Consider the following 24,587-nt stretch of genomic DNA (forward strand, 5'->3'; position numbering starts at 1 on the left):
TCCTGCTCACCCGCAACACTTTTGGGTACGGCATCGCGGCCATAAATGCTTGCACGCGTGAGACCAAGGCTGGCTAGCTTGCCCTGGTGCCCAGATCTCCCGACGCGACGACTGAGCCGACCGAGAATACGACGCGACGTCCCACGCCGCCGTCGTCACCGTCCGCCCCGGGGCGCGTCCACTCCACCTCGGCGCTGCCGGACAGCTGCAGGCTGGCGCCGGTGGCGACGTCAACGAACAACAGCGCGGCCTCGTCGTCGACCGCCAGGTTGCCGAAGCTGTTGAACATGTTGTTGCCCGGGTAATCCGGCCACCACAGCATTTCGGGGGAGCCAACCCGAACAAATCCGGGAGGGCCGCCGCGATGCGATGCGTCACTGCCCCGAAAAGGATGCGTGGTACCGAGGAAGAACGTGTCCGAGGCTTCTATCATCGCTTGATCCGCAGCACTCAAAGATGTTGTTTGCCTTGGAGTTTCGGAAGGGGCGGTGACGGCGGCGACGTTGATGTCGCGGCGGTGGATGTATTGGGGACAGTTTCCGTACGCCTGCTCGACGCGCACCGCCAGGCCGGCGCCGTCGCTTTCGGTGAGGCTGCCGTTGATGCGCATTCTGCGCCGGGCGGCGAAATCGATGGCGATCAGGCCGACCTGCTGGCCGGCCGGCATCCGGTGCAGGGGATCGCCCTCGCGCGGAACGGCCGAGATCCGCACCGTGTCTTCGGCGCCGCGCAGGAACCCCGGCTGCCCCGACAACGGGGAGACCCAGAGCACTCCCTCGCGGTCACGCCCGGTGATCGCGGCAAACCGCTGCGTTGCCAGGAATTGCGCAGCACCCCCGGATAAGCCATGCGCGCTAAGCATGTTTTCCAGGCGTTGTGCGGCCCGTTCGACGCCGGCCCGGCGTTGGGTCGCAACCTCACCCTCGTGGAAACCCGTTGATGCCACGGTTGGGTAACGCCGCCGACGCTGCAGATCTTCCCGTTGCTTCGTGCCAATCGGCGCGACGCGGTGCGCTGGCGGCTTGAAGTCCTAATCGGCGAGACGATGCGCGGTCATCAGTGCACGGTCGAAAATGGTTCGATCGGCTATTGCACTCGGCGCGGCTGCCCGCAAAGAGACACCGATTTTTTCGGCCAGGACGCGCAATTTGACGTTGCTTTTCTGGGACAGCCAACTGAGCAACTCGAACGCGGCGTTGTCGTCGAGGTTGTAGACGAGCATGAGCATGCCTTTGACGTGCTCGATCGGGGCACGTTTGTCCGCAATCTCGCCCAACCGTGCGGTGATCGTGTCCTCCACTGAATGCATTGAATGATGCGTGGGGGTGACGTCGAGGTAGAAGCCGTGGGTGCCGATCGGTTTGCCGCGGTGATCCGAAAACTGATCCCCGACGACGATCACCCAGCGCACCACGCCGCCGGTGTCGATGATGCGGTGCCGGCTGGTCAATGCGCCACGGGGGTGCGTGATCGCGTCGAAGGTCGCGGCGACTTGATCGCGGTCATCCGGATGCTGGTGCGAAAGCAACAGCTCGGTCGTCGGAGTCACGGCTCCCGGCTCATACCCGTGCAACCGTTGCGCCTGTTCAGACCACTCCCAGCGTTGGTCATCGAAGTAGAAGCGGAACCATCCGACCCCCTGCGGAGAAAGTTCGGCGAGCCCATCGACGTCACCGGGGTCACCAGACTTTCGAGGCGCCGGACGAAGGTCGACGCGACCGACGGTTCGTCTGGTCATCGGCGAAGCCTCGCTTGCTGGCATGCGTTGCCGGCGTCCTCGAGCTTCACCACGCTGTCCGGCGTGCGGAGCGGGGACATCAACCAATAGATCCGCACCGCCAGGTCGTCGGCGCGCTGCAGTCGACTCATACTTCGGTGTTCGGAGCCGGTTGCGCTACGGATGGGTGATTCAGGTCACCGATCCGTGTGAGCCGACGTGGTATCGACTCAGTGCCGGTGGGGCTTGTGGCTGTTCACCGCGTCGCGAATCAGCAATCCCACCAAGGCCGCCACGCACAGGGGCACGTACAGCCTGAAGTTGGTTGAGGCTTGCTCATAAAGCGCGATGTAGGCGATCGTTACGAGCGCCACCATCGTAAGCAAGATGCCGCGATTGACTTTGTCAGTGCTCATGCTTCGACCTATCTTTTCGGTCGGCACTACGCCGCGAGTACCAGCATAAACCCCTCGACGCCGATTCTCACCGCCCCAATTTCGCGCGTCGCGACAATGGCGCGAATTGTGCGACGAAATGGTGGCAATTCCACAATGCCGACCGCCACCACTTTCCGGGCGGGCCAGACTAGCGCTCTAGGCTGACCGCATGGCACCGACGACGCGCCCGCGCCGATCCGCTCTGTATCTCCCCGGCAACAAAGATCGAGCACTCGAAAAGGGGAAATCGCTCCCCGCCGACGTGCTGATTTTCGATCTCGAGGATGCGGTCGGCCCCGACGCCAAAGTCGGCTCCAGAGCGAAGGTGTGCGACGCGCTCTCGTCAGACGGCTATCGGCCTCGCGAGGTTGTGGTGCGTATCAATGGCGCGGGCACCGATTGGCACGACGACGATCTCGCCGCCGTCGCCGGTTCGGCGGCCGATGGGGTGCTGGTGCCGAAGGTAGAGACCGGAAAAGAAGTCCGAACGCTGGCCGATGCGCTCGATGCGCTCGATGCGCCGCAGTCGTTGCAGCTGTGGGCGATGATCGAAACGCCGCGAGCCATCCTGCGGGCGGAGGAGATCGCGGCGGCCAGCGATCGGCTGACCGTGCTGGTGGTCGGCACCAACGACCTGGTCAACGAACTGCACGGCCTGCATGTACCCGGACGTGCACCGGTGGTACCCGCGTTGGCGCTTGCGGTGTTGGGTGCGCGAGCGGCAGGCAAGGCCATCTTGGACGGCGTATACAACACCATCGACGACGAAGCGGGTTTCCGGGCCGAGGCACAGCAGGGCCGCGAGATGGGTTTCGACGGCAAAACCTTGATCCATCCGACCCAGGTTGCCCCCGCCAACGAATTGTTTGGTCCCTCGGACAACGAACTCGCCGATGCCCGCGAGATCGTCTCGGCGTATGAGGCGGCCCAGGCCGCGGGGAACAGCGTTATCACCGTGAATGGCCGCATGATCGAAAACCTGCACGTGCGTGACGCGCAGCGGATCCTCGCCCTGGCCGATCTCATCGCCGAACTCGAATCCCAATGACGTTCCGCCCGAGCCCATTTCGGGTGGATCTGCTGCAAGGAAAGGTGGCGCTGGTCACCGGTGGGGCCACCGGATTGGGTTTGGAGATCGCCCGGGTATTGGGCAGCCATGGCGCTCGCGTGGCCATCTGCAGCCGAAAGGAACCCAATCTTCAGGCCGCGGTTAGGACGTTGCGGGAAGAGGGGATTGAGGCCGTTTACGGCGTCTGCGACGTCCGTAGCAGTGACGAGGTCACGGTCGTCGTCGAGGACGTGCTGGCCGCCTTCGGTCGACTCGACATTGTCGTCAACAACGCCGCCGGGAATTTCCCGGTCCCGATCAGCGACCTGAGCGCGGGCGGATTCAAAGCGGTGGTCGACATCGATCTACTCGGCACATTCAACGTATCCAAAGCGGCGTACGACCTTTGGCTGCGTGAGCACGGTGGGGCCGTGGTGAACATCAGCGCGGCGATCCAGTACCGGGGCATGGCGCTGCAGGCGCACGTCGTGTCGGCCAAAGCCGGCGTTGACGCGTTCAGCCGTGCCTGTGCGATCGAATGGGGGCCCGATGGAGTTCGGGTCAATGTCGTTGCCCCCGGGGCGATGTCGGGGACCGAGGGCGTCCGCAGAATCGCCGGCGACGACCAGCACCGAGCCATCCAGAACCCGCTGCGGCGCCCCGGCTCGACCACCGAGGTCGCCGAGACGGTGTTGTTCCTGGTCAGCGATGCCGCGTCCTACGTGACGGGGGCCGTGCTGGTGGTCGACGGCGGCGGCTGGCTGACGGCCAGCGGCGTACCGGATCTGCCGGGCTATCGCTGACTAACGGTCACACAACGGTGAGGTCACGGGTGAGGTCCCAGGTGGCGCTGCCGATTAGGTGTTTGGCGCGTTTTCGCATTATTCTTGCGCGCGGCCCATTGTCGACTCAGGAAAAGCAGATGCTTATTCAGCCCACCCTGCGACGTGCGCAATCGCCGCGCAGCGCTGCGCATGTGACCTTCCCAAAGGTCGGTCAGTGCTTCGACATCGAGATCACCCGGGACACCGATGGGTGGCTCGTCCGGATCCCCGAGATCGACGCCGTCGCGCGCGCCAGCCGCCGGGCCACCGTCGACTTGGTAGCGCGCGAATGCATCGCCGCCCGCACCGGCATCCCGGTCGGTTACATCATCGTTTACGTCTCGAAAGAGACCCGCTAGTCCTGCGGCCTGTCGCGCCTTACGCGACGTACCCGCGGGGCAACACGGAGAAGTCGACGCACGCTGCGGCCATGATGTCGCCGAGTTCTGGCGCGACCGGCCCGCGAAGTTTTAGGAGCGCACCCGCTGACGGCGTCTTCTGGGTGTTGACGTTGTAATCGAACAGCAATTGCATGGCCTCGGAATCGATGTCGTGCCAGCCGGTGTGAACAGTTATCAAAGTCAGGACACCGATTTCGTCACCGGTGGGAGACAGGATCCGGTGGTTCCACGCGCGATCGGCCTTGAAGCCGGAATGCGGCGCAACCACTGCCAGAACGGTTCCGTGGCCGTCTTCGAACCTCGCTGCACCGTCGGCCGGCACGATTCTGCCGACGGGTGAGTTCTGTCGGGTGATGGTCGTGGTCCCTGCCACCGCGATCCGCAGTTCGTCGCCTGCGGCGCTGGACAGGGTGTATTCGCTCTTGCCGCCGTTCTTGAATCCGAACAGCACGCTCGCACCGCCCTTTTGTTGGGCGCGCGCCAATTCATCGCCGTCGGGAGTGGCGAGTTGGATCCGCAATGCGTTGGACGCCGACTTCGTCAATCGTGCTGTGACGGTGGTTGCGTCGCCAAGAATGGGCATCCCGAAAGCTTAGACGTCCGCGCCCCTAGCCCCAACGGTTCAGATCTTCACCGTCAGTGGCCAGACCTTCCAGATGTCGTCGCAGTACTCGGCGATGGCGCGATCGGACGAGAACTTGCCGCTGCGCGCGGTATTCAGGATCGACATCTTGGTCCACGACTCCCCATCCAGCCATGCGGCACTCACGCGGGCCTGGCACTCCACATAGGAGGCGTAGTCGGCGCACACCAGGAAGGGGTCGTCGTAACGCAGGTTGTCCACCAGCGGCTTGAACACCTCGGTGTCGCCGTGCGAGAACGTGCCGTCAGCAATGAGATTCAGCACCGAGGCCAGCTCGTCATTGCTGTCGATGAAATCCGACGGGCGGTAACCGCTCGCCTTGAGTGCCTCGACCTCGTCGACGGTTAGGCCGAACAGGAAGAAGTTTTCCGCTCCGGCCTCTTCACGAATCTCGACGTTGGCTCCGTCGAGCGTGCCGACTGTCAGGGCGCCGTTGATCATGAACTTCATGTTGCCGGTGCCGGAAGCTTCCTTGCCTGCGGTGGAAATCTGCTCGGACACGTTGGCGGCCGGGTAGATCAGGTGCGCGTTCTGGACGTTGAAGTTCGGGATGAACGCGACCTTCAGGAACTTGTTGACCTCCGGGTCGTTGTTGATCGTCTCGCCAACGGCGTTGATCAGCTTGATGATTCGCTTGGCCAAGAAGTAACCGGGAGCTGCTTTGCCACCAAAGATGAAGGCGCGCGGTGGAATTGACAGCTCGGGGTTCTGCTTGAGCCGGTAGTACAGCGCGATGATGTGCAGAACGTTGAGATGCTGGCGCTTGTACTCGTGAATTCGCTTGACTTGGATGTCGAAGATCCATTGCGGGTTCAGCTCGACGCCGGTCGTCTCCTTGATGAAGTTGGCCAGCCGGGCCTTGTTGTTGCGCTTGATGTCGCGCCACTGCTCCCGGAAGGAGGCGTCGTCGACGAACGGTTCCAGACCACGCAGCTTGCCCAGGTCCGTTAACCAGCCGTCCCCGATGGTGCGATCCAGCAGCTCGCGCAGCCCCGGGTTGGACAGGGCCAGGAATCGCCGCGGTGTCACGCCGTTCGTCTTGTTGCTGAACCGCTCGGGCCACATTTCGAAGAAGTCTTTGAGTACACTCTCTTTCAGCAGCTCCGAGTGCAGCGCGGCGACGCCGTTGATGGCGTGGCTGCCGACCGTGGCCAGGTGTGCCATCCGGACGTTCTTCCCACCGTCCTCGCCGATCAGCGACATCCGACGGACGCGGTCCGCGTCGCCGAGGAATCGGGTGCGCACCTCGTTGAGGAACCGCCGGTTGATCTCGTAAATGATCTCCAGGTGTCGCGGCAGCGATTCGCCGAAGAGCTCCAGCGGCCAGGTCTCGAGCGCTTCCGGCAGCAGGGTGTGGTTGGTGTAGGCGAATGTCGCGACGGTGATGTCCCACGCCTCTTCCCACTCCAGGTGTCGCTCGTCGATCAGCAGCCGCATCAACTCGGCGACGCCGATGGACGGGTGAGTGTCATTGAGCTGCAGGGCGAATCGCTGGGGCAACTCCCGGACACCCGCGTCGGCGAGATCGTCCATGATGTGCAGCACGTGCTGCAGCGAGCAGGACACGAAGAAGTGCTGCTGCAGCAGACGAAGCCGCTTGCCGGCCTCCGGCTCGTCGTTGGGGTAGAGCACCTTGGTGACCGTCTCCGACGTCACCTCGTCCTCGACCGCCTTGTAGTAGTCGCCGGTGTTGAAGGCGTCCAGCGCAAACGACTTGACCGCCCGCGCGCTCCACAGGGTCAGCACGTTGCAGGTGTTGACGCCGTAACCCTGGATGGGAGTGTCGAAGGCGGTGCCCTTCAGTAACAAACCGGGCACCCATCGGGAGCGCTCCCGGCCGGTGTCGTCGCTGTAGCGCTCGACGTGGCCGCCCCATTTGACGAAGTAGTTGACGTCGGGTTTGGCGATCTCCCAGGGGTTTCCGCGATCCAGCCAGTTGTCGGTCTGCTCGACCTGCCAGCCGTCGTGGATCTCCTGGTCGAAAATGCCGAATTCGTAACGGATTCCGTAACCGATTGCCGGACGTTCGAGGGTGGCCAGCGAGTCCAGGTAGCAGGCCGCGAGCCGGCCCAGGCCGCCGTTGCCCAATCCCGGTTCTTCCTCGCAGGCCAGCACTTCGTCGAGGCGCTGTCCCATCGCGGCCAGGGCAGACTTCGCAGCGCCCTCCAGGCCCAGGTTCAGCAGGTTGTTGCCCAGCTGCGGGCCCATCAGGAATTCGGCCGACAAGTAGCAGGTCACCTTGCGTCCGAGGTCGAGCGAGGTCTGCGTTGACGCCACCCGGCGGTCCTGCATGCGGTCGCGCACGGCCAGCGCCAGCGCCCGGTAGTAGTGCTCGGGCCGCAGGGCCGCGGCCGGGCGGCCGATCGAGTAGCGCAGGTGATCGGTGATCGCGCGCTGCAGCGCGGGGGCGCCCATCCCGGTGCGAGAGTGCTCGGCCAGGTCGGCGGGCCTGGAGGGGGCGGCAGACAATCCGTCGGAGGGGGTGTGGTCGAGATCGGTCATGGTGATTCCTACTCCCTAGAGGTGGTGGCAGTATCGCACCGATCTGCCGAGCTTCGCGCAGTTCGTCAGTCTGGCAGCGGTGTTTGCACACCAAGCGCGAAATTGACGACCGTCACGTGAACGCAACGTCACGCACTGGCGACGAAACGGCGCTGTCGTCGGCGGCGAAGGCCGGCCGGATCAGCTGAGCTGGACGTCGCTCACGTCGATCGACACCATGAGCTCGTCGGGCATCAGCCGGCCGCTGTCGTCACAGCGATACGCCCGGCGCCTGGACGGCAGCTTGATGCCGTCGGCCTCCACCGGGTCGTAGACGTATTGGATCGCGGCGAACCCGCCGGCGACGTCGACACGGTAGTCGTGGCGGCGCAGCAGGTGGTCATCGCCGAAGTAGAACTCTTGGGTGCTGCTGTGGCTGGCGAAGTGGTCGGGAAAACGCACTTGTAGTCCTGGCCAGCGCTCACCGTTGTCTTCGACGGGATCGATGTCGTTGACCACGAATCCGGGCAGTGTCATAAAGAACGGTGTGGTCAGATAGGTCCATAGGGCGTAGCCGTTAAAGTAGGCGCGCTGCAACGGATCCCACGGCGTGGTCAATACGTGGCCGGCGAACGATTCGCGCGGGTCGCTAAGTTGGGCGACGACACGGCCGTCGAGCTTTTCGATCGCAATGCGCTCGGGCGTGAAATCGGTTTTCTGGTCGGCCGCACCAAATGGTTGTACGGAAGCCCATTCGCGTTGCAGCGCAACAGTCATTCTCCGCGGCGTCGGATCTTGCGGCTGGCCCTTGACCTCCCATAACTTGCCGCCACTGACGATGGTCGCCTCCATCGAATCGAACTGGCGCCAGCGACCAAGTCCTCCGTGTGCCGCGAGCACGGCATCAAGCAGGCCCGACATCGATCGATCATAGGCCGAGGTTTCGGCTCCAGAGTGTCCCTGTCAATACCAGGTATCAATCGGGATCGGCTGGCGCGCCGGTCGCTGGAATTTCGAATCTGCGCAGCTTGCTGATTGGCGCAGGTACCCAACTTCATTGAAAGGAATTTGTCATGTGCGTCATCCACTTTCACGCGTCGACCACGTCGACCCCCGAGCAGTTCATCGCCGGGCTCACCGACTTCGGACCGGGACGGTCGAAGATTTTCAAGAACAGCGCCGATGCCTATCTGACGGTGCATGCCAGCGGCCCCGTTGCAGCCGATGTCACGGAGGGGTCGGGCGGCATTTGGGAACGATTGCTTTACGACTGGTCGGACCCGATTCACGTCAAGCTCACGACCATCGATTCCAATGTGTTTGGCGGAGCCTCCGGCTACACCTACACGCTCACCCGGCAGCCAGGCGGAACGACCGACATCGATGTCGTCATCGTCCGCGAGGGGAAGAACCTGAAGGGACGGGTGCTGTCATTCGTGCTGGGAACCGTCGGCAAGGGGTCCTTGGGTAAGGCGTTCTCCAACAGCGTCAAGGCGATTGAAGCTCGCAGCATAGCGAGCGCTCCTGGGGCTTGATCCGCCCAGAGCAAGCTGATGCCCACAGCGCTACGAAGCTGTGGGCATCAGCTATTCTGCTCTAGATCAATACTTTTCGGACTTCTTGTGGTGCTCGGTGTCCCGCTTTTCGCTCCCATGGCCAGGTCATCAGCGCCCAGATCACGCCAACAATGGCGATCTCCGCCAGCACGTAGAACGGCCAGGGCCCTAGAAAGTCCAGGACTGAGGCGTTGGCGGGTTTCCGGTTGAGAAAACCGTAGTTGGTTCCCGCGATTGTGTTGAAGACCAAGGTGAACGCTCCCCACGCGAGGGTCGTGAGGACCGCGAAGCGATAACTGCGCCAACCCGGCCGGTTCCCGTAACCCCAAGTCAGATAGATGGCCGCCCATACAACGAGCAGGTGCAACGCAAAGAATGTAAGGAAGCTATGGCTAGGGAAGTCTGCTGCGTTGAGATCCGGTGTGATCAATGCCTGTGAGCTCAGGGGGAGACCCCAGTAATAGACGAGAGTGGCGGCCCATGTGCGCTGCGACCACAGAGCGTACGCCGCCGTGAGTTCGGCGACATCGCACAGTTGTAACGGCACCGACTGGGCAATGGCCGGCTGGACCAGTTTGTACACCATCGCCACGCCGAAAATCGTCATGATCACAACACCCAGGACGCGACCGAAGTGCCGCGCCTGCGATTCGGTCTGCCGGCGCCCAACCCACACCAACGCGGCGGACCCGATCACGAAAGCGAAGAGCACCGCCAAATGTGATGGGCCGTAAGCGGAGAACTGCCGCGTCGCGGGAGTCGTGGCCAAATTTGCCGCCGTGACTATCGCCAAAGTTGCAATCAAATAGCACATCACGTGCCTCCCGCCAAACTGAGATGTGATGATCGGGCTGTAGCTCAGTTGAGACATGACTTATCTCCTTTTGAATTGCCGGTTTTCGGTGTTTGCGAGGTGTTCGGTGGATCGCGCAATCGCGGCGCGGAGGAACTAGTCCATGGCGGGCTCGCGCCCCTGTTCGGCATCGGCGCCGAGCTGCCGGCGGAAAGCGGGGACGCTGTAGCCCGTTACCACCGCGTCGGTCCGGGCGCGCACCGTGGCGGAGCGCGGTAGGCCGAACAGCGGTCCGATCTCGCCGAAGTAGTCGCCGGACTTGGCGATTCGGAGCACTTCTCGGCTGCCGTTCGCCGGTTGACGGACCATCTCGAGCTCGCCTTCAGAAACTGTGTAAATCAGATCGGATAGCGCGCCTTGGTCGAACAGCACTGTTCCCGCCTTGAGCTGAATCGTCTCGTGGGCGCGGTTGACCAAGGTCGTCGTCGGCACCATCTCGATCACACGGTCGGCCATCGGGAGTAACCGAGGGTCATGGGTGGCCACGACGACCATGCGATCGCCGGTCGCAAGTTCGCGAATCAGGCGGAGTATCTCCTCGACCTGGAGGTAGTCGAGATGTGCTGTCGGTTCGTCAGCCAGGATCAGCGGCGGATCGAGGGCGATCGCGCGCGCGACCGCTACCCGTTGTTGCTGGCCGCCGCTGAGATCGCCCGGTCGATGGGACATCCTGTCCCGCAACCCGACACGGGTCAGCAGCTCCTCGGCGCGCAGGCGCGCCTGGCCGCGTGACCTTCCTGCTGCGCGCAGCGGCACCATAACGTTCTCGAGCGCCGTCAAGCTTGGCACCAGGTTGAACGCCTGGAACACGATGCCGACGTCGCGCCGCCGGTATTGCGTCATCGCGCGGCGGCTCAGCCCGGTCACTACCACGTCACCGACGGTGATCCGGCCGGACGTGGGTGTCAGGAGTCCACCGAGGCACGAGAGCAGTGTCGTTTTCCCGCAGCCGCTGGGGCCGAGCAGGATGGTCAACGAGCCGGCGTCCAGTTCAAGGTTCAGCCCGTCGATCGGGCGGATGGCACTGCCGCCGCTTGAGTATTCGACGACGAGGTCATCGATGCGTAAACCGAGCATGATTAGGGACCTCCAAATGCGTGTGCGGGATCGACGGCGGCAGCCCGTCGGACTGCCGTGGCGCTGGCCAGCAGACCGACCCCGCCGGCGATTACCGCCAGTAGTGGGTAGGCCGCCGGGGGCTCGATGACGTTCATCGGGAACAGCGGTGCGAGCAAGCGAGCAAGCCCGGCGCCGAAGGCCGCAGCGAGGGTGGTGACGACGATCGCTTGCAGCACAAGGCCGGCCAGTACCGATCGCGTCGCGACGCCGATCGCCTTGAATACCGCGAAGTCACGCATGCGCTCCAGCGCGGACAGATAGACGACACCGCCCACAATCAACGCCGCCACGATCCACAGCAGAATGGCAACAATCCTGATCGCCTGGACCGCGATTCTGGTCGGCCGCATCAGGTCGTCGACCGCAACTGCGCGGTTGACAACCCGGTATCCGTCGGGAACCTGCGAGAGCGTGCCGCGAACCCCGATCGATGAGATGAGCGGCTGGCCGCCGAACTCCAGTTGTTGAACCCCCTCGGTCGTCACGAAGAGGTTGGGTGTCTTTGCCAGCGAGGTGGAATCGTTGACGATGCCGACGATCAGCAGCTTGCGCGAACCGACCTCGAGCTCTTCGCCGATCCGGCGGCCAATCGTGCTCGAAACCGCCAATTCGTCGGGGCCTGATGGTGCCCTGCCCTCGGACATCGCCGGCATACCCGGACCACCCGACGGTGCCCCAAACATGGCAGCCGGGTGCGTGGAGTCGCCGTTCTTGAACGTCGCACCCTTGTACGTGAGGGGAGCCGCGGCAACGACTCCCGGCTCGCTGGCGACCAACTTCAGTTCCGCCTGCGGGAAGGGTGCGGAACCCAGGAAGGGTCCGGTCGCGCCCGATTTGATCAGGAACACGTCAACGCCCAGGGACTCGACGGTGCGCTCATCCTCCACGCGGAACCCGTTCGCGAGCCCGGTGAGGACGAGCGTCATCGCGAATACCAGCCCGGTGACGATGATCGCGATCACGAAGCGCCATTTGCGCCACTGCATGTCGCGCAATGCGGTGAAAAGCATGATTACCACCTTCCGCCGCGCATGCGGGCCTGAGCGGCAACATGTTTGGCACACAGCGCGATAAGTAAGCCAACGGTGATCAGTGCAGCCGCCGTCGTTGGCATGGAGTGAAACCAGAGCGATGCTTGGTTGTGAACTTGTGCCGTGCCTCGCGCGGCAAAGCGAATCACAAACGTAAGGGCGTCAACAGCATTCATCTCCGAATGCTTGAGCGCCCGTGTCGCGGTCAGCCGAGCGAGACCCGAACCGGTGGACACAACCCCATGCCGCCGGTCGGCCGCCTCCGCGCGGGGCCGTGCGTGCAACATCACGGTGGCAGTCACGGCATCCTCCCTGTCGTCTGATGTTCCAAAAAGCCCGTACTGCGGGCCGTGTATCCACCATCCGCGCCCCGGCGATCGGCTGGGGATGCCGCATTTATCCCCAGTAGTGGCAGGGACAGGATCGGGTTTGTGGACAGATTTCGCTCTGGGCGAATTGGCGAAGTGGTTGTAGGCTCTGCAAACACACCGACTGGGTGGCAGCAACGGCGCTGAGCCACGGGGCTGGCATCACGCGGCGCCTCGTCGGCGGTCATACCCGGGTCGAAAGGTATTGGCTGTGGATACGAGGCGGCCCAAGCGGCGAAATATCGGCCAAATCTTCAGCAAGCTATGGCTTCTAGCGGTCATCCTCGTTGTTGCCACCGTCGTCGTCTACGGCGTGAACATGGTTCGACGCTCGTCCGACGCGATCAGCAACCCGCCCGCCACACCCACCATTCCCGCGACCATCGTGCAGATCAATCCAAAGAACGTCACCTACGAGGTCTTTGGAGCGCTCGGCGGCGGCGGCAAAGTGACGTACGCGGATCTCAATAGCCGGCCGATCGAAGTCACGCTTGCGTCGCTGCCCTGGTCTCATTCGGAAACGACGATGGCGTCCTCGGCCACGTTGAGTCTTGTCGCACAGGTCGACGGCGATTCGGTGGGTTGTCGGATCCTTGTCGACGGCCAGGTCCGCGATCAGCACTCGGTTACTCACGACTCGGCGGCGGTCGCATGCACGGTGACGGCGGCATGAGCACCGCCCCGCCCGACACACGCCCGGACGCCGAACGGGTGAAGCGGCCTCGCGTCGCGAAAGCACTTCGCGCGCTGGCGATTCCGATTCTCATCCTCTGGATACTGGCCGCGATCGTGACGAACGTATTCGTACCGTCCATTGAGGTGAATACCGCGGCCAATGCCGAGGCCGAAGTTCCTCGCGACGCGCCGTCGTCGCAGGCGGCCATCCTGCAAGGAAGGGCATTTCACGAATCGGATTACACCAGTGCCGCCGTCATACTTTTCGAGACCAAGGGCCGCAAGCTCGGTGAACAAGACCATCAGTATTACAACGAGGTGGTCCGCCGGCTCCAGCAAGACAAACAGCACGTGCAGTCGCTGTTGAACCTGTGGGGCAAGCCGGTGACGATGTCGGGGCAGCAGAGCGCCGACGCCGAAGCCGCAACGCTAACAGTGCGCCCGACCGGCGATTTGGGCGATGCCAGCTCGAACCACTCGATCAACGCAATCCGAGACATCGTGGCCAAGGTTCCAAAACCGAGCGGCCTCAATGTCTATGTCAGCGGACCCTCTCCGCTCGCTTCAGATACTCTGCACGCCGCCGACGAGAGCCTGACCACGCTGACGATCGTGACGATCATCTTGATCATCGTGATGCTGCTTCTGGCCTACCGCTCGATTACGCGTGCATTGATACCGCTGGCGGGCGTGCTCATTACGTTGGCGACCGCACGAGGCGTGGTCTCGTTTCTCGTCGGGCTCCACGTGCTTGGGATCTCGTCGTTCGCGACCAATATGGTGGTCGCATTGGTGCTGGGTGTCAGCACGGACTACGGCATCTTTTATCTCGGTCGATACCACGAGGCGCGGCGAGCAGGCTTCGACAAAGAGGCTGCCTACTACACGTCGGTGGCGAACACGTCTCACGTGGTCATGGGATCCGGCATGGCGATCTCGGGTGCGACGCTCTGCCTCAGCCTCACCAAGCTGAATTACTTCCGCACGCTGGGACCGCCCTGCTTTGTCGCGATGGTGGTCGCCGTTGCCGGTGCGCTCACCCTCGGCCCCGCCCTGCTTACCTTGGGCAGCAAGATCAAATACCTAGAGGCACCGCGGCCGACGGGCCCCATGTGGCGCAGGCTGGGGACTGCTATCGCCCGATGGCCGGCGGCGGTGCTGGCGATAGCGATCCTGGTGATCCCGTTGGCGATCTTGAATCTCGCGACCTACAAGGTCAGTTATAACGACCGGGATTTCGCGCCCACCACCGTCGAGTCGAGCAAAGGTTATGCCGCCTCCGACAGACACTTCCCCAAAAGTGAACTGTCCACCGATGTTCTCTACGTGCAATCCGATCACGACATGCGCAACACCACCGACATGATCACCCTGGACCGAATTGCCAAGAGCCTCGTCCGTCTTCCGGGTATCGCGCTGGTGCAAGGCATCACCAGACCCAACGGCCGAGCGATCGAACACGCTTCACTCCCGTATTCCTTGGGTGCCATGGGGACGAAACTCGGCGAAAACATCGGTTTCCTGCGTGATCGCATCGCCGACATCGACACGCTGGCAGCCAAGACGGGAGCCGTGATCGAATCAACCAGGCGATTGGAAGACATCACCCAAGAGTTGAGCGTTGGCACCCACATATCGCGCGAATCCGCCGAGCGGCTAAAGTCTTTCAGCGAGGAAGCCCGAGATCACCTCGCCGATTACGACGACTTCTCCAGGCCCATGCGCAGCTACTTCTACTGGGAGAAACACTGCTTCGACATCCCGATATGCTGGGCACTTCGGTCCCTCCTGGAGTCCGTCGACAGCGTCGACGAGATAACCAACGAGCTCGGGAATGAGGTACACGGCCTCACGATCATCGACACGGTCACCCCGCGGATCATCACCCAGATACACACCCTCGCAACAAATTTAGAGTCAATACGGTCGCTGACGCTCACGCTCCAAAGCACGCTGCATGCGATCATCCCACAGCTGGACGTTTTCATTAACCCCTTGGTCGACATGGCCCAGGCTTTCGATGCCGCAAAGAATGATGACTTTTTCTTCCTGCCGCCCGACGCACTCACCACGCCCGACTTCAAGGTCGGCATGGACTTCTTCATGACCCCCGATGGCAGGGGCGCCCGCACCATCGTCTATCACCAGGGTGAGGCGATGAGCCCGGAGGGAATCAAACAGATCAAGGATGTGTCCGCTGCGGCGCAAGAATCCATCAAGGGCACGCCGCTATCGAACGCGAAGCTATACGTAGCCGGTGCCGCGTCGAACTACCGTGACGTGGAAGACTTCTCGTACAACGACCTGATTATCATGATGCTTGCGACGTTGGGATTGGTGTTCATCATCGTCTTGGTGATCACCCGGGCGCTGGTTGGCTCAGTCGTAGTGCTCATCACCGTAATCCTTTCTTTCGCAGGAAGTTTAGGATTGGCTACCTTTGTGTGGGAGACACTCCTGGGCATACAACTGCACTGGCTGACGATTCCGATTTCCTTCATTGTTCTTGTCGGAGTGGGCTGCGACTACAACCTACTGCTGCTATCGCGCTACAAAGAGGAGATTGGCGCCGGATTCGGGACCGGCCTGATTCGGGCGATGGCGGGCTCCGGAAACGTCGTGGTGACCGCGGCCCTCGTCCTTGCCGGCACGATGCTTGCGCTGCTTTCCAGCGACGTCGTGAACATCGGCCAAGCGGGCTCGACGATCTGTATCGGGTTGATTTTCGACATGATGATCGTGCGTCTTTTCTTGGTGATGCCGCTTGCCCGGATACTCGGTCCGTGGTTCTGGTGGCCCCAAAAGATTCGAAGGAGCCCCGGCCTTGGCGTGGCGCGCTAGCCAGCCGGGGTCGACAGGCGCCGGAGTTCGTCGAGTGCCTGCGCCGAGACGCTGCCCGCCTCGGCGCGATACATCACCACGTGCTCACCCCCTGGATACGGAGCGTTCAACCTGCTCCGGTGCAGATAAAGCTCGCCGACGAGCGGATGACGGTAGTGATGGATACCCAAGCGGTAACCCACATCCGCGCGCGGCCATAGTTCGCGGAAACGATCACTGGCAGAACATAATTCATCAACCAGAGCCCGCATGCGAGGTTCCTCCGGCCAGCGACCGCCAAGGTCGCGCAAACCAGAGACGGCACTTGCTGTTGCGTCGTCCCAATTGACATAGAGCTGCCGGGCGGCGGGGTCTAGCAGGCGCCAGCGCAGGAAATTCTGTCCGGGTGTGAACTCAGGCGACAGCGCGCGCGCCATCGGATTTGCCGCCATGACATCCAAGTACCTGTTGACCAGGGCGGCCGGTATCAAAAACTGATTGATTACCTCTGGGAATGCGTAGGCCGGTGCTGCTTCCACATGACACAGATCTGACCCGGTCGGAGCGGCCAGGTACTGCAGATGCTGCCTGGCCAGGGGTTCGAGGCGCAACGCCTGGGCGAGCGCGTCGATAACCTGCTGCGATGGGTTCTTGTCGCGGCCCACTTCCAATCGCAGGTAGTACTCGGCACTGATTCCGGCCAGCATTGCCAGCTCTTCGCGGCGCAAACCCTCGACACGGCGCCGCGCCCCCGGCACCAGGCCGACGTCCTCGGGCCGCACCTGCTGGCGCCGGGCGCGCAGGTAATCACCCAGCGCGTTGGCTTTCATCGCCACCGTTCGAGTCTAAACCTGCCCGCTGGTGAACTGTCGATACTTTGCTAACGACGCTGCAGCTCAGCAGATGGCGTCGGGCTGGTCGCGTCTCACCCGCCCGTGTCGAGGATGAGGCGGTCGCGGCGGTTGCACCCATTCCGCCCTACTGGCTTCGAACAACCGTCCGATCTCGTCGATGTGCATGTCGGCGAGGTCCCACACATCGGGCACCAGGTCGCGGTCGGCGATGAAGCCGAAATCGAGTCTGTCGAGGTAACTCACCACGGTGATATTGAGTCCCTGTCCGTCGGTGACGATTGACACCGGGAACTGATGGCACAGTCGGGCGCCCGCGATATACATGGGCTGGCGCGGCCCCGGCACGTTGGAGATCACCAGGTTGAACGGCTGTGCGAAACGATCAGCCAACCGCAGCCGCGACGCGAGTCGCACCGCCGAGGTGGTCAGCACCGGGGTGGAGAGCTGGGTCAGGTCGACCAGTTCATCGGCCGGCACCATGTCGAGGGTGCGCTTCGCGTTTTGCATCGCCTCGCTGCATCGGGCGATGCGTTCCAGCGGGTCGGCACAATTGGTCGGCAACTCGGCGACGAGGGCCGAGACACGGTTGGTCCATGGGTCGTCCTCGTCACCGGTGCGGGTCGACACCGGCACCATGGCGCGCAGCGGCCGCTCGGGCAGCGCGTCATGAGACAGCAGATACTGGCGGAGCCCGCCCGCGCAGATTGCCATCACGATGTCATTCACGGTGCCTCCGGTGGCGTTCTTGAGCGCCTTGACATTCGCCAAAGATGTTGTGCGCATCGCGAATCGGCGATGGTTTGTGATCGACTTGTTCCACGGGGTCGGTGGCGCCTGCGTCGTCGGGAAGATGCGGGGCCCGTCGGGGCGACCGAGCCGGGCGACGGCCTTGACCGCTGCCCCGGCCTGCCCGGCCGCGCCGCTGACGCTGTTGACACCTGCGGCGTGGGCGACCTTGCCAACTAGACGTGCTTGAATCCGCATGGCCTTGAACGGATTTCGAGCAAGTTGGACCGCGGTGCGCCGCAACAGCTCCACGGTGCTCGGCACAGGCTCGGTCACCCAAAGGGGGCCACTGCCCGGCGCTGGCGCGTCGGCGTCGGGATCGGTGAGGATCTTCAGCATGAGCTGCCCGGCGGCCCCGTCGATGGTGGCGTGGTGATACTTGGTGAGCAGCGCCCACCGTCCGCTGTGCAGGCCGTCGACGACATAGACCTCCCACAGCGGACGCGTCCGATCCATGGGGCGACCGACAATCCGGGAAACCTGATCGGCCAGTTGATCGACCATGCCCGGTTTGGCCAGATGGATTTCCCTGATATGGAAGTCGAGGTCGAGTTTAGGGTCGGTTACCCAGTACGGATGGTCCAGCCCGAATGGCACCTCGACAAGGCGGCGGCGCAGTGGCTCGATCTGTCCGACGAGGGAGGCGTACTTGGCGTAGACAGCCGCGAATGGGTCGTAGTCTGCGCTGGGCCGCTCGAAGATCATCAATCCCGTGACGTGCCCGAAGGTCGTCGGCGTCTCCATGTACAGAAACGTCGCGTCCAGGCCGCTGAGTTGCTTCACGAATGGTTCCTTACGTGGTGAGCATTCCGCCTTCGACGGGCAGCGTGATTCCGGTGATGTAGCTGCTGGCGTCGCTGGCGAGGAATAGCAGTGCGGCGCTGAGTTCTTCGGGCTCACCGAGACGCCCGCATAGTGTGCGCGGCAGGATCGCTGAGTCGAAGTATTCGGTCTCGAACTGGTCGGTCATCTCGGATGCGAAATAGCCCGGCGCGATTGCGTTTACGCGGATACCCCGGCGCCCGGTCCATTGCTGGGCAAGGTCGCGGGTCAGGCCGATCAACCCCGCTTTGGACGACGCATAGGCGGCCTGCGGCAGCCCCGCAGTGGTCAAGCCCAGCACGCTGCTGACGTTGATGATCGAGCTGCCCGGTTGCATCACGCGACCACATTCCTGGGCCATCCAGTAGCAGCCGTTGAGATTGAGGTCGATGACCGATCGGAACTGGTCCGGAGTCTCGCGAGTGGCCGGCACTGCGGTTCCCACCCCGGCGTTGTTCACCAGAATGTCCACCCGCCCAAATTCATCCAGCGCGGCGCGCACCAAAGCGCGGCAGTCGCCGGGGTCGGTCACATCCGTTGGGACCGCGACAGCTTTTCCGCCGGCTGCCTCGACCCGCGCACGTGTCTGCTGCAGCCGGTCGACGCGCCGGGCGCCGAGCGCCACATGGGCGCCCGCCTCGGCCAGGGCCTGCGCGAACGCAACTCCGAGGCCGCTGGACGCGCCGGTGACGACGGCCACCCGGTCGTCGATACGAAAGCGGTCAAGCACGGGCATAGCGACACTCCTCTAGGTCCGAACGGGGCCCACGCCCGTTCTCCAACACTATGCATCATATTTGTATCTGTTGCATATATGCATCTAATGCGACATCTATCACACGGCGGTGTTCCGGTCGACCGCGCCGCCTGAGTCCAAAGGTTCGCGTAATGCGCTCGTACATAACGGAGTTGGTGATCTCATACGTCGTCATGGCCACTATTTCACGCGTGGTTGGCCCAACGGTAGGCAACATTTGCTAGTCTGGTGCATATGCCGCATGCCGAAACGCCCCTCTCCCGCATGTTGGCGGAGGAGCGCAAGCCTGATGCCTTGACCGCCTTCCGAGTAGCCCGGCGGTGGTTCACGGCCGGGCGCCGCATCGAAATGCAGGAACTGGCCCATGAACTCGGCGTAAACCGTGCCACCCTGTTTCGCTGGGTCGGCGGGCGCGATGACCTGCTCGGCGAGATTCTGTGGTCGCTGGCTGAGCCGGCGCTTACTGCCGCGGTCGAGGCCTCCGACGGCAACGGGGCGCAGCGCATCACCGGGGCGATCGGCCACTTTGCGGCCATGCTCGACCGAGCCGACTTCCTTCGCGAATTTCTGCGACGAGAGCCGGAACGTGCGCTGAGAATTCTCACCACCCGCGCCGGCCCAGTGCAGGGGGGCCTGGTGGCCGCCATCGAGACCCTACTCAAGGACGAAGTCTCACAGGGCAACCTGCATTCAAGACTTCCGCTGCATGATTTGGCCTACCTCATCCTCCGGATCGTCGAGTCGTTCCTGTACGCCGAATACATCACCGGCGAGGAACCTGATATCGCAATGGCGGAATTAGCGGTCGGGGCACTTCTCGGACACCACGACTCCGATACCGATTGACTCCTCTCGCCGCGTACGGTTAACGCTCACTGCCACAACACTTATGCAAATTCGGCGTCTGCGTTCGCGCCCCGATTGTGGCGGGTGCGCAAATCTGATGAAGCGGCTCAGCAAGAACCAGCCCGCCTGGTAATGCCTCGCCGCGCGACCAGCGCGTAAGCCTGTCCCTGTCAGTACCGGGGATAAAGGCGGCATCCCCAGCTCATTCGCAGAGCGCGGATGGTGAACGTATGGGCTAGTGGCCGACAAGCCAATCGGCGAGACCCACCCACAACACCGAGCAAGAGAGGATGTCATGACCACCACAGTGACGCTGCCTTCGACTCCCCAGCCGTATCTGGAGCGCGGACTGCTGCCGGCCGATTTCTACTCCTACGAGGAGCTGCTGTCAGATGCAGAGCGGGAGAAGGTCGCCCGCATCCGCGAATTCTTCCGCGCGGAGGCCGCCCCGGTCGTCGAAGACTACTGGGCGCGAGCCGAGTTCCCGCACGAGCTCGTCAAGGGGTTCGCGAAGCTGGGCCTGCTGGACTGGGCCGATCCTGACTCGTCGGATCCTGCGCCGAGCAACCTGATGACGGGCATCACCGCGATGGAGATGGCTCACGCCGACCCGTCGCTCTCGGTGTTCTTCGGGGTGCACTCCGGGCTGGCGATGGGCTCCATCCTCACTTGTGGATCGGACGAGCAGAAGCGTCGCTGGCTGCCTGCGATGAGCCGTTTCGAGAAGATCGGCGCATTCGCGTTGACCGAGCCGCACGGCGGCTCCGACGTGGCGGGCGGGATGGAGACCACCGCCCGTCGCGACGGTGACGAGTGGGTGCTCAACGGCGCCAAGCGCTGGATCGGCAACGCCACCTTCGCCGACCTGGTCGTGGTCTGGGCCCGCGATGTCGAGACGAACCGGGTGCTGGGTTTCGTGGTGGAGAAGGGCACACCCGGTTTCACCGCCACGAAGATCGAGAACAAGTTCGCGCTGCGCATCGTGCAGAACGCCGACATCGTGCTCGACGAGTGCCGGGTTCCGGAGGCCAATCGGATGCCGAACGCGAACTCGTTCCGCGACACCGCCGAAATCCTGCGCCGGACGCGCAGCGGTGTGGCGTGGCAGGCGGTAGGCGTCCAGTTCGCCGCCTACGAGCTTGCACTGCAATACGCCAAGGAGCGCACGCAGTTCGGTAGGCCGATCGGCAAGTTCCAGATGGTCCAGGACCTGTTGGTGAAGATGCTCGGCAACGCCACAGCGTGCGCTGGGATGATGGTGCGCCTGGCTCAGCTGCAGCACGAAGGTGTCTACCGCGATGAGCAGTCCGCGCTGGCCAAGGCCTTCTGCTGCTCACGGATGCGCGAGACCGTGCACTGGGCGCGGGAGCTGTTCGGCGGCAACGGCATTGTCCTCGACTACAACATTGGCCGGTTCGTCGCCGACTCCGAGGCGCTGTACTCCTACGAGGGCACCCGCGAGATGCAGACCCTGATCGTCGGCAAATCGGTCACCGGCCTGAGCGCGTTCGTTTAAGGAGATGACAAAATGACAACGCAACCAACGCAGTCCGTATTTTCCGGCCTGAAAGTTGTTGAACTGGCGAGCTTTATCGCCGCACCCGCGGCAGCAACGATGCTGTCAGACTTCGGGGCTGACGTGATCAAGGTTGAGGCACCGGGCATGGGTGACCCCCAGCGCCTGCTGAGCTCGGTCCCCCCGAGCCCGGCGGCACTCGGGAACTACAGCTGGCACTTGGCAAACCGCAACAAGCGCGGGATGTCGATCAACCTGAAGTCCGACGGTGGGACGCAGATCCTCAAGCGTCTCGTTGAATGGGCCGACGTGCTGATCACCAACTTCCCGCACGGCACTCGCGAGGGCCTTCACCTCGGCTACGACGAGGTGTCGTCCTGGAACCCGCGGATCATCTACGCCGACATCACCGGGTTCGGCGATGCCGGCCCGGATGCCAGGCTGCCCGGGTTCGACCTGACCGCTTTCTGGTCACGCAGCGGGCTGCTCGCCTCGACCCGCGATGCCGGTGCACCGCCCACGTCTCCACCTTGGGGCAGCGGCGATTACACCACCGCCGTCGCGATTTACGGGGCGATCACCACCGCGCTGTATCACCGCGAACGCACGGGGCGGGGTGCCAATGTCGGCACCTCGCTGTTGGCCACCGGGGTGTGGGCGACCGGAACGCTGGTATCGGCGGCCCTGGCCGGCGGTAAGCCGTACGAACTGAATGACCGCAACAAGCCGGTGAACGCGCTGACGAATCCGTATGAGTGCGGTGACGGCCGCTGGATCATGCTGGCCGCCAAGCGATCCGCATTTTCGGTTTTGGCCAACGCCATCGGGCGCTCGGACCTACTGTCCGATCCGCGCTTCAGCGACGTTCAGGCTGTCAGCAAGCACGCGGCTGAATTGGCGGCTCTGCTCGACGCCGAATTCCGTGCCCAACCCCTGGCGCATTGGAAAGAGGTCCTCGATGAGGCTCGCATTCCCTACGGCATCATCCAGACGCCCGAGGAAGCGGCCGAGGACCCGCAGTTGCGTGCCGCCGAGATCGTCGTGCCGATTGAGGGAGCGGCTGACCTGGAGTACACGGTCAACAACCCGATCACTCTCCGCGGGCTGACCAGGGTTCGTTCCCGGCGGGCACCCGGGCACGGAGAGCACAACGCCGAAATCCTCGCACAGCTGGGATTCAGTGCGGATGACATCAGCCAACTGGCAGCCGCGGGAGCGATTCCCGTTGCCCCAGAACAGGAGACAGTGAAATGACCACAACCGAAGTAGCAACGAATCTGGTGCTCACCGAGCGTCGTGACGGCGTGCTGACGATCATTCTCAACCGTCCAGCACAGAAGAACGCCGTCAGCCGCGAGGTCGCCGTCGAGGTGGCGGCCGCGCTGGATCTGTTGGATTCAGATCCGTCGCTGTCGGTGGGCGTGCTCACCGGCGCCGGCGGAACGTTCAGCGCGGGCATGGACCTGAAAGCGTTCGCCAACGGTCAGACCCCGATCCTGCCCGGTCGCGGTTTCGGCGGAATCACCCGGGCCGAGGTACGCAAGCCGCTGATCGCCGCCGTCGAAGGATGGGCGCTCGGCGGTGGCTTCGAAATGGCCCTGGCTTGCGATCTGATAGTCGCGGCCCGGGACGCCAAATTCGGCCTACCCGAGGTGAAACGGGGACTCATCGCCGGCGAGGGCGGCGTCATCCGCCTTCCGCAGCGCATGCCTTATCACGTTGCGGTCAAGGTGCTGCTCACCGGCGAGCCGATCTGGGCGGTCGAAGCCAAGGCGTACGGGCTGGTCAGCGAGCTGACCGAATCCGGGGCCGCACTGGCAGGGGCGCAATCACTCGCTGCGCGCATCGCCGTCAACGCACCGCTGGCATTGGCAAGGGTCAAGAAGGTCCTAAGGGAAACACAAGGTCTCGATGACGCCGAGGCGTTCCAGCGACAGGACAAGGACGCTCACGGCCTCCTCGACACCGAGGACGCGCACGAAGGAGCGCTCGCGTTCGCCGAAAAACGTGCCCCCGTCTGGCGCGGGCGCTGACAACCAACAGCAGTAAAGGAGCAACGATCATGCAAAAGTCTGTGCAACACATCGCAATTGTCGGTACCGGCACCATCGGCGCCAGTTGGGCGACCCACTACCTCGCCCGGGGCTTCGATGTCACGGCAACCGATCCGGCGCCGGGTGCCGAAGCTGCGCTTCGGTCCTACGTGGAGGGTGCCTGGGACGGGGCCCAGACGCTGGGACTGTCGCCCGGTGCCTCCCCGGACCGGCTGAAGTTCACCTCCGACCTGAAGTCCGCCCTTGCGGACGCCGACTTCGTGCAGGAGAACGCGCCCGAACGCCCGGAGCTGAAGGTCAAGCTGTTCGCCGACATCGACGACGCCACCCCGCCCGAGTCGATCATCGCCTCGAGCTCGTCGGGCATCACGATGAGCGTGATGCAGGCCGAGTGCCGGCGCCCGGAGCGGACGGTGATTGGTCACCCCTTCAACCCACCGCACATCATCCCGCTGGTGGAGGTCGTCGGTGGCACAAAGACGGCTCCCCAAACCATCCAGGACGCAATGGTGTTCTACGCCTCGATCGGCAAGAAGCCCATCCATCTGAAGAAGGAGCTGCCCGGCCACGTCGCCAACCGCCTGCAGTCGGCGCTGTACCGGGAGGTGGTCTATCTGATCAGCCAAGGTGTCCTCGACGTCAACGACGCCGACGACGCGGTGTCGTGGGGCCCCGGCCTGCGCTGGGGCGTCATGGGACCCAACCTGCTCTGGCACCTCGGCGGCGGCGAAGGCGGCATCGAACACTTCATGGAACACCTGATGCCGCGCATGGCCGCCGGCTGGCCCGGACTCGGTAACCCCGAACTCACCCCGGAGCTGGCCCACCAGATCGTCAAAGGCGTCCTCGAAGAAGCCGATGGGCGATCAATCGACGAACTGGCCGCCGAACGCGACGACATGCTGTTCGGGCTGCTCGCAGTGCGCGCCGAATGCGGGTCATCTCCCGTCGAGAAATCATGAAAAGTACTGCGATGTAA

24 protein-coding genes are annotated in these 24,587 nt (G+C 63.4%); 11 read left to right on the top strand and 13 right to left on the bottom strand.

The annotated features are described in order from the left end of the window. Positions 1 to 73 precede the first annotated feature (73 nt). The 4 genes from SKC41_RS26505 to SKC41_RS26520 all read right to left on the bottom strand — a co-directional run bounded on the left by SKC41_RS26505 (position 74) and on the right by SKC41_RS26520 (position 2,133). Positions 74 to 946, bottom strand: coding sequence for a pyridoxamine 5'-phosphate oxidase family protein (locus tag SKC41_RS26505; protein ID WP_330980680.1), 873 nt, complete (start codon positions 944 to 946; stop codon positions 74 to 76). A gap of 84 nt (positions 947 to 1,030) precedes the next feature. Next, entirely contained in the window at positions 1,031 to 1,738 is a 708-nt protein-coding gene (locus SKC41_RS26510) for a PAS and ANTAR domain-containing protein (RefSeq protein ID WP_330980681.1), read from the bottom strand. Beyond that, the gene (locus SKC41_RS26515) at positions 1,735 to 1,869 is read right to left on the bottom strand and encodes a hypothetical protein (RefSeq protein ID WP_330980682.1); all 135 of its coding nucleotides are present in this window, start codon (positions 1,867 to 1,869) and stop codon (positions 1,735 to 1,737) included. The genes SKC41_RS26510 and SKC41_RS26515 overlap by 4 nt, the downstream gene beginning before the upstream one ends. Positions 1,870 to 1,947: 78 nt before the next feature. Continuing rightward, positions 1,948 to 2,133 carry a hypothetical protein gene (locus SKC41_RS26520; protein WP_330980683.1) on the bottom strand — a complete coding sequence of 62 codons (186 nt, stop codon included), beginning with the start codon at positions 2,131 to 2,133 and terminating at the stop codon, positions 1,948 to 1,950. Between the two features lie 190 nt (positions 2,134 to 2,323). Here SKC41_RS26520 and SKC41_RS26525 point away from each other — a divergent pair, with 190 nt between their 5' ends. From SKC41_RS26525 to SKC41_RS26535, 3 genes are all read left to right on the top strand, one after another. After that, positions 2,324 to 3,202 carry an HpcH/HpaI aldolase/citrate lyase family protein gene (locus SKC41_RS26525; RefSeq protein ID WP_330980684.1) on the top strand — a complete coding sequence of 293 codons (879 nt, stop codon included), beginning with the start codon at positions 2,324 to 2,326 and terminating at the stop codon, positions 3,200 to 3,202. Further along, a complete protein-coding gene (locus SKC41_RS26530) occupies positions 3,199 to 4,005 on the top strand; it encodes an SDR family oxidoreductase (RefSeq protein WP_330980685.1) in 807 nt (268 codons plus the stop codon). The genes SKC41_RS26525 and SKC41_RS26530 overlap by 4 nt, the downstream gene beginning before the upstream one ends. Before the next feature lie 173 nt (positions 4,006 to 4,178). Then, a complete protein-coding gene (locus SKC41_RS26535) occupies positions 4,179 to 4,385 on the top strand; it encodes a long chain fatty acid-CoA synthetase Faa4p (protein ID WP_330980842.1) in 207 nt (68 codons plus the stop codon). 19 nt (positions 4,386 to 4,404) lie between these two features. Here the strand turns inward: SKC41_RS26535 and SKC41_RS26540 are convergent, their stop codons facing one another. From SKC41_RS26540 to SKC41_RS26550, 3 genes are all read right to left on the bottom strand, one after another. Beyond that, positions 4,405 to 5,010, bottom strand: a complete 606-nt coding sequence (locus SKC41_RS26540; RefSeq protein ID WP_330980686.1) for a hypothetical protein — start codon at positions 5,008 to 5,010, stop codon at positions 4,405 to 4,407. A 39-nt stretch (positions 5,011 to 5,049) separates the two neighbouring features. After that, complete coding sequence (locus SKC41_RS26545) at positions 5,050 to 7,485, bottom strand: glycogen/starch/alpha-glucan phosphorylase (RefSeq protein ID WP_330980843.1); 2,436 nt, start codon at positions 7,483 to 7,485, stop codon at positions 5,050 to 5,052. A gap of 267 nt (positions 7,486 to 7,752) precedes the next feature. After that, positions 7,753 to 8,472, bottom strand: a complete 720-nt coding sequence (locus tag SKC41_RS26550; protein WP_330980687.1) for a hypothetical protein — start codon at positions 8,470 to 8,472, stop codon at positions 7,753 to 7,755. 152 nt (positions 8,473 to 8,624) lie between these two features. Here SKC41_RS26550 and SKC41_RS26555 point away from each other — a divergent pair, with 152 nt between their 5' ends. Then, a complete protein-coding gene (locus tag SKC41_RS26555) occupies positions 8,625 to 9,086 on the top strand; it encodes a hypothetical protein (protein ID WP_330980688.1) in 462 nt (153 codons plus the stop codon). Between the two features lie 61 nt (positions 9,087 to 9,147). Here the strand turns inward: SKC41_RS26555 and SKC41_RS26560 are convergent, their stop codons facing one another. From SKC41_RS26560 to SKC41_RS26570, 3 genes are all read right to left on the bottom strand, one after another. Next, on the bottom strand, positions 9,148 to 9,921 hold the full coding sequence (locus SKC41_RS26560; protein WP_330980844.1) for a YwaF family protein: 774 nt from the start codon (positions 9,919 to 9,921) through the stop codon (positions 9,148 to 9,150). A 135-nt stretch (positions 9,922 to 10,056) separates the two neighbouring features. Beyond that, positions 10,057 to 11,037: an ABC transporter ATP-binding protein gene (locus tag SKC41_RS26565; RefSeq protein WP_330980689.1), complete on the bottom strand. Its 981-nt coding sequence runs from the start codon at positions 11,035 to 11,037 to the stop codon at positions 10,057 to 10,059. Between the two features lie 2 nt (positions 11,038 to 11,039). Continuing rightward, on the bottom strand, positions 11,040 to 12,089 hold the full coding sequence (locus SKC41_RS26570; RefSeq protein WP_330980690.1) for an ABC transporter permease: 1,050 nt from the start codon (positions 12,087 to 12,089) through the stop codon (positions 11,040 to 11,042). A gap of 600 nt (positions 12,090 to 12,689) precedes the next feature. Between SKC41_RS26570 and SKC41_RS26575 the strand changes: the two genes are divergently transcribed. Together SKC41_RS26575 and SKC41_RS26580 are read left to right on the top strand one after the other, a co-directional pair. Continuing rightward, positions 12,690 to 13,151 carry an MmpS family transport accessory protein gene (locus SKC41_RS26575; RefSeq protein ID WP_442931810.1) on the top strand — a complete coding sequence of 154 codons (462 nt, stop codon included), beginning with the start codon at positions 12,690 to 12,692 and terminating at the stop codon, positions 13,149 to 13,151. Continuing rightward, complete coding sequence (locus tag SKC41_RS26580; RefSeq protein ID WP_442931811.1) at positions 13,130 to 15,994, top strand: MMPL/RND family transporter; 2,865 nt, start codon at positions 13,130 to 13,132, stop codon at positions 15,992 to 15,994. The genes SKC41_RS26575 and SKC41_RS26580 overlap by 22 nt, the downstream gene beginning before the upstream one ends. Here SKC41_RS26580 and SKC41_RS26585 read toward each other — a convergent pair. From SKC41_RS26585 to SKC41_RS26595, 3 genes are all read right to left on the bottom strand, one after another. Then, positions 15,991 to 16,803, bottom strand: a complete 813-nt coding sequence (locus tag SKC41_RS26585; protein WP_330980846.1) for a helix-turn-helix transcriptional regulator — start codon at positions 16,801 to 16,803, stop codon at positions 15,991 to 15,993. The two genes, SKC41_RS26580 and SKC41_RS26585, sit on opposite strands and share 4 nt — an antisense overlap. Before the next feature lie 66 nt (positions 16,804 to 16,869). Then, complete coding sequence (locus SKC41_RS26590) at positions 16,870 to 18,396, bottom strand: WS/DGAT/MGAT family O-acyltransferase (RefSeq protein WP_330980692.1); 1,527 nt, start codon at positions 18,394 to 18,396, stop codon at positions 16,870 to 16,872. Positions 18,397 to 18,406: 10 nt separating this feature from the next. After that, complete coding sequence (locus SKC41_RS26595) at positions 18,407 to 19,171, bottom strand: SDR family NAD(P)-dependent oxidoreductase (RefSeq protein WP_239722501.1); 765 nt, start codon at positions 19,169 to 19,171, stop codon at positions 18,407 to 18,409. 255 nt (positions 19,172 to 19,426) lie between these two features. Here SKC41_RS26595 and SKC41_RS26600 point away from each other — a divergent pair, with 255 nt between their 5' ends. The 5 genes from SKC41_RS26600 (at position 19,427) to SKC41_RS26620 (ending at position 24,570) form a co-directional block, all read left to right on the top strand. Continuing rightward, positions 19,427 to 20,038, top strand: coding sequence for a QsdR family transcriptional regulator (locus tag SKC41_RS26600; protein ID WP_244890050.1), 612 nt, complete (start codon positions 19,427 to 19,429; stop codon positions 20,036 to 20,038). Positions 20,039 to 20,333: 295 nt separating this feature from the next. Next, positions 20,334 to 21,554, top strand: coding sequence for an acyl-CoA dehydrogenase family protein (locus SKC41_RS26605; protein ID WP_330980693.1), 1,221 nt, complete (start codon positions 20,334 to 20,336; stop codon positions 21,552 to 21,554). Positions 21,555 to 21,566: 12 nt separating this feature from the next. Next, positions 21,567 to 22,808, top strand: a complete 1,242-nt coding sequence (locus SKC41_RS26610) for a CaiB/BaiF CoA transferase family protein (RefSeq protein ID WP_330980694.1) — start codon at positions 21,567 to 21,569, stop codon at positions 22,806 to 22,808. Further along, complete coding sequence (locus SKC41_RS26615; RefSeq protein WP_330980695.1) at positions 22,805 to 23,587, top strand: crotonase/enoyl-CoA hydratase family protein; 783 nt, start codon at positions 22,805 to 22,807, stop codon at positions 23,585 to 23,587. Before SKC41_RS26610 ends, SKC41_RS26615 begins: the two co-directional genes overlap by 4 nt. A gap of 29 nt (positions 23,588 to 23,616) precedes the next feature. After that, positions 23,617 to 24,570, top strand: a complete 954-nt coding sequence (locus tag SKC41_RS26620; RefSeq protein WP_330980696.1) for a 3-hydroxyacyl-CoA dehydrogenase NAD-binding domain-containing protein — start codon at positions 23,617 to 23,619, stop codon at positions 24,568 to 24,570. Positions 24,571 to 24,587: the final 17 nt, after the last annotated feature.

It is taken from the genome of Mycobacterium sp. 050128 (assembly GCF_036409155.1).
Lineage (GTDB): Bacteria > Actinomycetota > Actinomycetes > Mycobacteriales > Mycobacteriaceae > Mycobacterium.